Here is an 8,268-nt window from a genome sequence, read left to right on the forward strand (position 1 = left end):
CCCTGCTCCGGCCGCAGCGCCTCGCCGTTCTGGCCGTAGGCCACGAGGACATCATCGAGGGCCTTCTCCAGTGGCAGGCTGCGCGCATGCCGAGCCGCATCGGCTCCTTCAGCGACGACCCACCGAGCCTCCTTCTTCAGGCCCGCCTCCTTGAGAAGCACCGCGAGCCGTACGCCGGTCCACTCGCTGCAGCTGATCAGGCCATGGCTCTTCTGGGGATTTTCTCCTGGCCGCCCCGCGTGCTCACGTCCGCTGTTTCCCGCGCACTCGATGAAGTGAATGCGTGAGGTGGAAGGCAGCCGTCGCAGCGCTTCCAAGTCGAAGATCAACGGGCGTGTGACCAGCCCGTGGATGAGCAGCTCGTGTCGAGCCGGGTCAATGGCCGGGACTCCCGAGTGGTGCCGCTCGAAGTGCAGCGCCGAGGGCGTGATGATGCCGTACAGGGCCTGCAGGGGCGTGAAGCTGGCGCTCGTGGCCGGCGTGATGGAAGTGGGGTTGAACGACCGCGCCACGGTCTCGGACGGCGATCGCTCGCCATACCCCCGCCGAGGCCCACCCAGGCCGGGGAGCGTCGGTGCGGGAGCCTTCTCGGCGGCGACCGCGTCACGGGGCAAGAGCATGGCCATCGCTCCCGTTCCGCTGATCGACAGGAGACCTCGCCGGCTCACGGAGGGGGGGCCCGGCGGTGTTCCTTTCCTGTCTTCAGGATTTCCGTCATCACTCATCGTTGACGGACGATATCAGCCCCATGTGCTCCCACGTCGGGAAGTCTCGCCTGGAGTCCGCAGGTGCTGCTCATCGCGGAGGAGATCGTTCGTCTCTGAAACGTGACAAGACCGAACTTCTAGAATTGGGGTATTAAGCCGGCTCCCTCGTTGTCCCCCCATGAGGAGTCCCAGATGCGTCGTCTTGGCTCAGCCCTTCTTGCCATGAGCATGCTCGCCGGTTGCGGTGGTGTTGAATCCGAACCGTCCTCCGAGTCTCTCGAGTCCCCGTCCGTCGAGCGCCAGCAGGCGCCGCTCACCACCACGGATGTGGATGTCGCCCCGGAGTGTCAGGGCCTCCTCCACTTCGTGAACGGAGCGTCGTTCCAGACGCTGGATGAGTACCTGCCGAGCGACGTCGCCACCCACCTCGTCACCCTGCGCGCGTCGTCGCCGTTCGTGACGCTGGCGCAGGTCGCCGTGGTCCAAGGGGTCGGTCCGGCCCGTCTCGAGCAGATCGAGGGCGGCGCCCGCGCCGAGGGCTTCATTGGCCCCAGCTGCGTCGGCATCATGGACGAGCTCGCGGTCTCCACCGACGACTCCGCCGCGATGGTGTCGCTGGTCAACACCCTCAGCGACTCAGAGCTGCACGACGTGCTGCCGTACGCGTGGAATGGCGCCGTGAACCTCCTCAGCCTGCGCCCCTTCACCTCCGCCCAGGGCATCTCTGATGTGGCGGGGATCGGCAATGTGAGCCTCCGGAACCTCCGGAACGCGGCCACGCTGAGCCGGCCTCTGGAGGCGCTCATCGCGGCGGTGAACGCAGTACCGCAGTCGGGCTCTTACGGCGCGAACATGGCCCGCCACTTCGACTGGTGGCAGATCGTGACGGGCGGCTATTACCAGTTCGGTGGGCTGGAGTGCTTCGGGCTCGAACCGAACAGCGTCCCGTATGGCGCGACCCTCCGGCCGAACCTGGCCAACGCCGCCGAAGTGCGTGCCGAGATCGTGAGCACGGTGTCCACCGCCAACCGTCACAACCAGATCTCCAGCAGCGTGATCTCCGCCGGCTTGGCGAACCTGGACGCGCTGAGCGCGGGGCGCTCATTCAAGGGTTGCTACTTCAGCTACGCGAACGATCCCTGGAGCGGACACAACGTCGCCTTCTTCGTCGACACCGTGACCGGCTTCAGCGTGCTGACCGAGACCTACTGGAGCGAGTGACCCCTCCGAGCTCCGCGGCGAGCTGGCACCTGGCACCTGGCACCTGGCACCCCTCGTCCGGGCCCAAGGCCCGGAGAGAATTACCTGCAAATTCCGCTAGACGCGCTATTCAGGACAGGTTATTAAGTCTTAAGAAACGATGAAAGCGAGATAGATGCGACAGCGCGGGATGCTCTCCCGCCGGCGGGTGCCCGGCGACGACCGGGGACACGCTACGAATGGAAGGCTCCGGATCATGAGGACAGGCACGGCCATGCGACAAACGCACGCTCCCAGCAATCCTATTGAGTCGACAGTCATTGCGGAAGCTTCACATCCTGCCGTGTGGGCAAAGGTCGTGCTTCCGCCCTCCGTTCGTCAACTTCCTCTTGGCGCCAATTTCGACCCCGATCGATATTTGAGAGCTTCAGCGCTGCTGCAGCTCAAGGGGTACGACTATCTCCTGACCCTCTGCGGGCCCTTGGGAGCAGATGAGCGAGTGCTCGATATTGGCTGCGGGCCCGGTACCTTTGGCCGGCACCTCGCTGAGATGAATCCGGGCAGCGTGGTGACCGGCTCAGACATCTCCGCTGAGATGCTGGCGCTTGCCCGAGAAATTTCGCCTCGCGAGCAATACAGCAATCTCCATTTCGCCGAGGCCGACCTCCGTAACCTCGGCAATCACTTCTGGGATGGCGAGTTCGACCTCGTCTTGTCGAACTATGCATTTCACTGGATGCTCTCGGATGAAGACAAGGCAAGGGCCTTCACCGGCATCGGGAGCATCCTGTCCGCAAAAGGCAAGGCGTTCCTGTATTTCTCCGCAGGGGGCGCGTTCAAAGAGCTCTTCGAGGCGGGGTATTCGGTGATAGCCCGCCCCAGCTGGGCACACTACTTCGATGGCGGGACCTTCAAACACCCACCGCTTCCGACGTTCAAGGAGATCGACAGCGCGCTTGGCAACTCACCGCTGAAGGCGACCCATCGGGAGCTCCGAACGGTATGGCGTCCGTTCTCGAGAGAGGATCTCGCAGAGTGGTTCGCCGTATGCATCCGTCCCTTCATGAACCGGCTCTCCTCCCTCCCGGATGCGGACCAGAAGCGATTCGCCCACGAAGTGGTGACCGAGTATCAGCTCAAGACCGAGGCTATTACGGGCTATCCCCGCGACACCTCCGGAGCGCTCTACATTCGAGACCTGGCCATCGTGCTGGGGCTGGAGAAGGCGTAGGACACTTCGCTCGCCCGGTGCGTGCCGTGCGCTGAGGAGGAGCTTCACCTCAGCGCGCGGAGTCCGATCCCAACGCGTCGCTCGAGCTCAGCTCGACGATGCTTGCGGCGAACTCTCCTTCCAGCTCGGCCTTGAAGGCGCCCGGCTCGCTCTTCGCACGGATGCGGCCATGGGCCGTCCCGCCCTCGGCGATGAGGGACACGGTGGCCTCCTGGATTGCATAGACCTCCGCGGGCCACGTGCGCGTCACTCGCAGCACGTAGCCCTTGCAGCCGCGCAGGTCTCCCGGCTGGTCCAGATTCGTCTTCTCGCACGCCAGCGCGAGCGAGTAGATGGCCAGGTTCGCGCTGCCCCCGCCACTGGCCGCGCTGCGCACCGTGCCGAGCAGCACCACGCCTTCCCCGGGCACGAGCGTGCGAGCAGCACGCATCAGCTTCTGGGGATCGCCCTGGCCCGAGCCCGTCTCCGCCGCCTTCAGCAGCTCGGAGGGCCGCAGGTAGCGCAAGCTGGCGTCACCCAGCAGCGTGGCGTTCAGGGTGAACTCCTCGTGGATCCGCTTCTTGGCCACCCCGTCCGCGGGGGACTCATAGAAGCGCATCTCCAGGCCCGGGAGCTGAGAGCTCCGGGCCGCACAACCGGACACGAACAGCGCCGCGAGCGCGGCGCTCCAGGCGAGTCTGACATTCATGGGTGCATCCTCCTGTCGAAGCAGCGGTGGCCTACCGGTTCGCTGACGGCGTCTTCACGCCCGGCGCCTGCTCCTCGGGCGCGAGGACGATCTCGATGCGGCGGTTCTGGCTCTTGCCCTGCGGCGTCCTGTTGGAAGAGATGGGGTGGTGCTCGCCATAACCCACGGCGGAGAGCCGGTTCGCGGGCACGCCCTTGTCCTGGAGCAGCTTCACCACCGCGAGCGCGCGCGTGGTGGACAGCTCCCAGTTGCTCGGGAACGGGCCCTTGGAGTCGGTCGGCACGTCGTCCGTGTGTCCCTCCACGCGGACGAGCTTTCCCGCAATGTTCTTGAGCGCCTCCGCCACCTTCTCGAGCGCCGCCTGGCCCTCCGGGTTGATCTTCACGCTGCCGGACGAGAAGAGGATCTTGTCCTTCATCTTCACCACCATCCGGCCCTTCAGCTCGGACAGCTCGATCTTCCCGGTCTTGATCTCGTCCTTGAGGCTCTGCGCGAGCGACTCGTACTGATCGGACTTCTTCTCCAGCTCCGCGCGTGCCTTCTCCAGCTTGTCCTTGGTCTGGCCGAGCGACTCGGCGAGCGCTGTCAGCTGCTCCACCTTCTTCTGGAGCTCATGCACTCGGGCCTCGCTGGCGGCGAGCGCCTCGTCGGACCTGGCGCGCTCTTTCTGCGCGGCCTCCAGCTCCGACGAGAGCTGCGCCACCTTCGCGTCGAGTGACTTGGCCTTCTCCGACTCGTCTCCGTACTGCCGGCGGTAGTTCTCCGCCTCCACGGCCTTGGCGTCGAGCTGCGACTTCGACACGCCGCAGCCCAGGAACAGCCCCATTGTGGCAAGCGACACGATCGTCCGGTTCATACGTCCCTCCTAGGGGCCCGACTCTTCGCAGAGACCTCGTGTGCGTGAAAACGGCCCCGGGTGCGTTCTACGGCTGCAATTGCGCAGTGGGATCGCAGTCCTCCAGCGTCGCTGTGCCGGAGCTGCGGGAACGTTCACCTGAGAACGGGTTCTTCTTCCAAGCGAGGATGCCCAGGGCTGGGGTTCACAGCCTCACGGCGCGGTGGCGCCGCGCACGATCGGGATCACTCCGGCGGTGTAGCGCACCTGCGGCGACTGACCGAGCGTCTTCAGCCGGTCATGGGCGATGACCATCAGGAGCGCGTAGAAGCCGCAGGACACGAGCACGTGCCACCACGCGTGGAGCTGCGGGTTGGGGATCCCCATCGCTGGGAGCGCCTCGTTGAGGGTGCTGCATTGCCGGATGTCGGTGACCCACAGCACGATCGCCAGCACATAGGAGCCGATGCCGAGCCGGTAGATGCGCCGGGCCGTCGCGTCCTGGCTGCGGCGATGGATGAGGTAGACGCGCACGAGCGCGAACACCTCGAGCGACGCGAAGCTCGCCTGGAAGAGGTAGAACTGCAGGCGCCCCCGGGTGAACGCCGACAGGCATGTGGTGAACACCGCGTAGCCGAACAGCGCGAGCGGGAACCAGCGCCCGAACCGTGGCCCGGGCCGGTTCTCCACCAGGATGTAGACCATCACCAGGGCCAGGTAGAGCATCGGCAGCTCATCCATCATCTGGAACTGGAATAGGAGCGTTGCGTGGAACGCCATGCTGCCGAGCCCCACCACTGACACCATCGCGAACGCGAGCATGAAGCGGCGCTCCAGCACTTGACGATGGAGCACGATGCCAAGCACCCCCGCCAGCACCATCGCCAGGCTGGAGACCGAGTTGAACAGCTCGCACACGTAGTGGAGGTGCTCGTAGTTCGTCTCGCACCAGTCCACGGTTGCGGTCTTGGGTCCCCAGAAGCCTGCGTCCGGCGCTTGCATGATGGACGGACGCTATTCGGCGCGGGGAGGGGCGTCCACAGGTCCTCGTGGTCAACCGAGACGGTCAGGAGCGGCAGGCACTGGGACGCACCTACGAGCGATGGAGAGGAGAAGAGCTTTGTGGGGACGGACATTGGGTTGGGAGACAGGGTGGAACAGTTCTCATTTTGAGCCTGGTCACTTTTCGTAACCAAGGCTATTTTCACGACCACCCAGGGGTCTTGCAAGGAGGCACATTCATGTCACCGAGTCACATCCAGGTGTCCCACGGCTCGTGTGTGGCGGCACGCGAGGTTCTGAATCGCGTCGGCGACAAGTGGAGCGTCCTCGTCGTTTCGTTCCTGGGCGGCGGGCCCCTGCGCTTCAACGAGCTGCGGCGCACCATCGAGGGCATCTCGCAGCGGATGCTCACGCTCACGCTCAGGGGACTCGAGCGCGACGGGCTGGTGACACGCACGCTGTACCCGTCCGTCCCGCCACGCGTGGACTACGAGCTGACCGAGCTCGGCAGGACGCTGCTTGAGCCCGTTCGAGTGCTCGCGGCGTGGGCCGACAAGCACCGGTTCATGATCCAGGAGGCCCGCGATCGCTACGACCAGAAGGACGCGCGCGAGAAGAGCCGCCGGGCTACAGGCGAGAGGGCACGGCTGGTGGGACGTCCGAGAGGGTGAAGCCCACCGTGTTGCAGCCATCCGTGCTCGCCGCGAGGACAGTTCCGCCGTGCATCTTGGCTCAAGGCTGGGTCGACCTCCTCGAGCTGCTGGCCCCGTTAGGCGTTGCTCAGGGTCGCCTGAGACAGGTCCGCTAGGCGCTGGCTGAGATGCTCGCCCCAGGCCGTGCGAGGGGTGCCATGCGGTCTGTCACTTGGTGACCAAAATTGTCACTCCAGGGCAGGGTGCCCGGAAGGAAGTCCCTAGACTCCGCGGATTTAGCCCGAACCGGGTAGGTGGCACGGGCACTGCTTTGGCCACGCCACACGGTCCCCCACACGACATGCGCTCCCAACGGAACCTTCGTTCCGTGTAGGGGACGTGTGTCCCATGGGGCCGTGAACCCGAAGAGGAGCCTCATGACACATGCACGACGCTATGCAGCTCACATGCTGTGGATGACGGCGGTGTTCGCCGTTTCGTTATGGAGCAGTGGAGCACGCGCAGAGCGACCACCGGAGCCAAGGCCTCAGCGGAGCGTGCTCGTCACGACGTTCCTGAACTCGATGGTCATCGGAGAGGAGGGCTCCCTCTGGGTATGGGGCAGCGCCTCGGGGCAGACCGCGGGGACCTTGCCGCAGATTGAGCTGGGCCAGGCCACGCCGGTGCGGATGCCAGGTATGAGGGATGTGGTGTCCATCTCCAGCATGGGCGGGTTCTCCCTGGCGCTGATGAAGGATGGCACCGTGCAGGCCTGGGGAGCCAACTTCCAAGGCGAGCTCGGCATCGGCACGACGGAGCTGCCGCGCAGGCGGGTCCAGGTGCTGGGACTGACGGACGTGGTGTCCCTCTCCGCGGGGACCAACCACTCGCTGGCTGTTCGCGCGGACGGGACGGTGTGGGCTTGGGGCTCCAATAGTTTCGGCCAGCTCGGAGATGGGACGACCCAGGGGCGCCTCGTACCGGTGCAGGTGCCGGGGCTGGCGGGCGTGGTCTCCGTCTCGGCGGGTACCACCCACTCGCTGGCGCTGCATGCGGACGGCACGGTCTCGGCCTGGGGGCGCAACAACTTTGGCCAGCTCGGGGACGGGACGACACAAGGCCGCACCGTGCCGGTGAAGGTCCTGGGACTGACGAAGGTGGTGGCGCTGGCGTCAGGGGGGTGGGCTTCCCTGGCCTTGAGGGAGGACGGCACCGTGTGGGGCTGGGGCAACAACTTCCAGGGTCAACTCGGGGAGGGTGCGCCCTGGCGCTCCACCGCGGCCCCGATTCCGGGGCTGGACGGCGTGAAGGCGATCTCCGTGAACAGCCACGGGCTGGCGCTGAAGAAGAACGGCACGGTATGGGCCTGGGGCAACAACGCCTCGGGGGCGCTGGGGGATGGAACCCAGATCTCGAGACCCACCCCAAGGCCGGTGCCGGGGCTGAAGGGCGCAGTGGCGGTGGCCGCGGGTGACAGCCAGTCGCTGGCGCTGAAGCGGGATGGAACGTTGCTGGGATGGGGAAGCAACTCGGGGGGCGCGCTCGGTACGGGCACCGATCGCCGGTTCTCGCCAGTCCCGGTGGTGGGAGTGACGGACGTGCGGGGGAGCGCCTCGGGCTTCGCATTTGCCCTGGCGGTGCTGGGGGATGGCTCCGTCTGGCAGTGGGGCCTCGGGGCGAGGCTCGGGGGGGAGATCGTGCGGCCTGAGGACGCCACCCCCACGCCGGTGGCGGGCCTGACAAACATGGTGGGCGTTGGTGCCGGTGAGGCGCACGCGGTTGCGGTCCGTGCGGATGGCACCGTGTGGAGCTGGGGTAACAACTATTTCGGCCAGCTCGGCACGGGTGGGACCGAAGCGAGCCTTACGCCCGTGCAGGCCATGGGGCTCGTGGGCGCGGTGGCCGTGGCGGCGGGCTCCTTCCACTCTCTGGCGCTGAAGCAGGACGGCACGGTGTGGGCCTGGGGTGCCAAC

8 protein-coding genes are annotated in these 8,268 nt (G+C 66.1%); 4 read left to right on the top strand and 4 right to left on the bottom strand.

Annotation, left to right across the window (positions count from 1 at the left end):
• The coding region (locus VD972_RS42000) for a molybdopterin-dependent oxidoreductase (RefSeq protein ID WP_324995111.1) at window positions 1–620 on the bottom strand (620 nt) is incomplete at its 3' end.
• 279 nt (window positions 621–899) lie between these two features.
• Here VD972_RS42000 and VD972_RS42005 point away from each other — a divergent pair.
• Together VD972_RS42005 and VD972_RS42010 are read left to right on the top strand one after the other, a co-directional pair.
• Window positions 900–1,928 (top strand): hypothetical protein, encoded by a 1,029-nt coding sequence (locus VD972_RS42005; protein ID WP_324995113.1) that lies wholly within the window; start codon window positions 900–902, stop codon window positions 1,926–1,928.
• Between the two features lie 253 nt (window positions 1,929–2,181).
• Window positions 2,182–3,138 (top strand): class I SAM-dependent methyltransferase, encoded by a 957-nt coding sequence (locus tag VD972_RS42010; protein ID WP_324995115.1) that lies wholly within the window; start codon window positions 2,182–2,184, stop codon window positions 3,136–3,138.
• Between the two features lie 49 nt (window positions 3,139–3,187).
• On the opposite strand, the gene VD972_RS42015 is transcribed toward VD972_RS42010, so the two are convergent.
• The 3 genes from VD972_RS42015 to VD972_RS42025 form a co-directional block, all read right to left on the bottom strand.
• The gene (locus tag VD972_RS42015) at window positions 3,188–3,826 is read right to left on the bottom strand and encodes a hypothetical protein (protein ID WP_324995117.1); all 639 of its coding nucleotides are present in this window, start codon (window positions 3,824–3,826) and stop codon (window positions 3,188–3,190) included.
• 31 nt (window positions 3,827–3,857) lie between these two features.
• Window positions 3,858–4,682 carry an OmpA/MotB family protein gene (locus VD972_RS42020; protein WP_324995119.1) on the bottom strand — a complete coding sequence of 275 codons (825 nt, stop codon included), beginning with the start codon at window positions 4,680–4,682 and terminating at the stop codon, window positions 3,858–3,860.
• 192 nt (window positions 4,683–4,874) lie between these two features.
• A complete protein-coding gene (locus tag VD972_RS42025) occupies window positions 4,875–5,663 on the bottom strand; it encodes a ceramidase (RefSeq protein ID WP_324995121.1) in 789 nt (262 codons plus the stop codon).
• Window positions 5,664–5,902: 239 nt separating this feature from the next.
• On the opposite strand from VD972_RS42025, the gene VD972_RS42030 reads away from it, so the two are divergent.
• Together VD972_RS42030 and VD972_RS42035 are read left to right on the top strand one after the other, a co-directional pair.
• Window positions 5,903–6,334, top strand: a complete 432-nt coding sequence (locus VD972_RS42030) for a helix-turn-helix domain-containing protein (RefSeq protein WP_324995123.1) — start codon at window positions 5,903–5,905, stop codon at window positions 6,332–6,334.
• A 518-nt stretch (window positions 6,335–6,852) separates the two neighbouring features.
• On the top strand, window positions 6,853–8,268 hold a 1,416-nt coding region (locus VD972_RS42035), incomplete at its 3' end, for an RCC1 repeat-containing protein (RefSeq protein WP_324995125.1).

This window comes from Hyalangium sp. (assembly GCF_035629615.1).
GTDB lineage: Bacteria > Myxococcota > Myxococcia > Myxococcales > Myxococcaceae > Hyalangium.

What these genes read in the sequence shown, in the direction of transcription:
- VD972_RS42030 (WP_324995123.1), top strand. Translation starts at nt 5,903, where the DNA reads ATGTCACCGAGTCACATCCAGGTGTCCCACGGCTCGTGTGTGGCGGCA.
- VD972_RS42010 (WP_324995115.1), top strand. Translation starts at nt 2,182, where the DNA reads ATGCGACAAACGCACGCTCCCAGCAATCCTATTGAGTCGACAGTCATT.
- VD972_RS42025 (WP_324995121.1), bottom strand. Translation starts at nt 5,663, where the DNA reads ATGCAAGCGCCGGACGCAGGCTTCTGGGGACCCAAGACCGCAACCGTG.
- VD972_RS42015 (WP_324995117.1), bottom strand. Translation starts at nt 3,826, where the DNA reads ATGAATGTCAGACTCGCCTGGAGCGCCGCGCTCGCGGCGCTGTTCGTG.
- VD972_RS42005 (WP_324995113.1), top strand. Translation starts at nt 900, where the DNA reads ATGCGTCGTCTTGGCTCAGCCCTTCTTGCCATGAGCATGCTCGCCGGT.
- VD972_RS42020 (WP_324995119.1), bottom strand. Translation starts at nt 4,682, where the DNA reads ATGAACCGGACGATCGTGTCGCTTGCCACAATGGGGCTGTTCCTGGGC.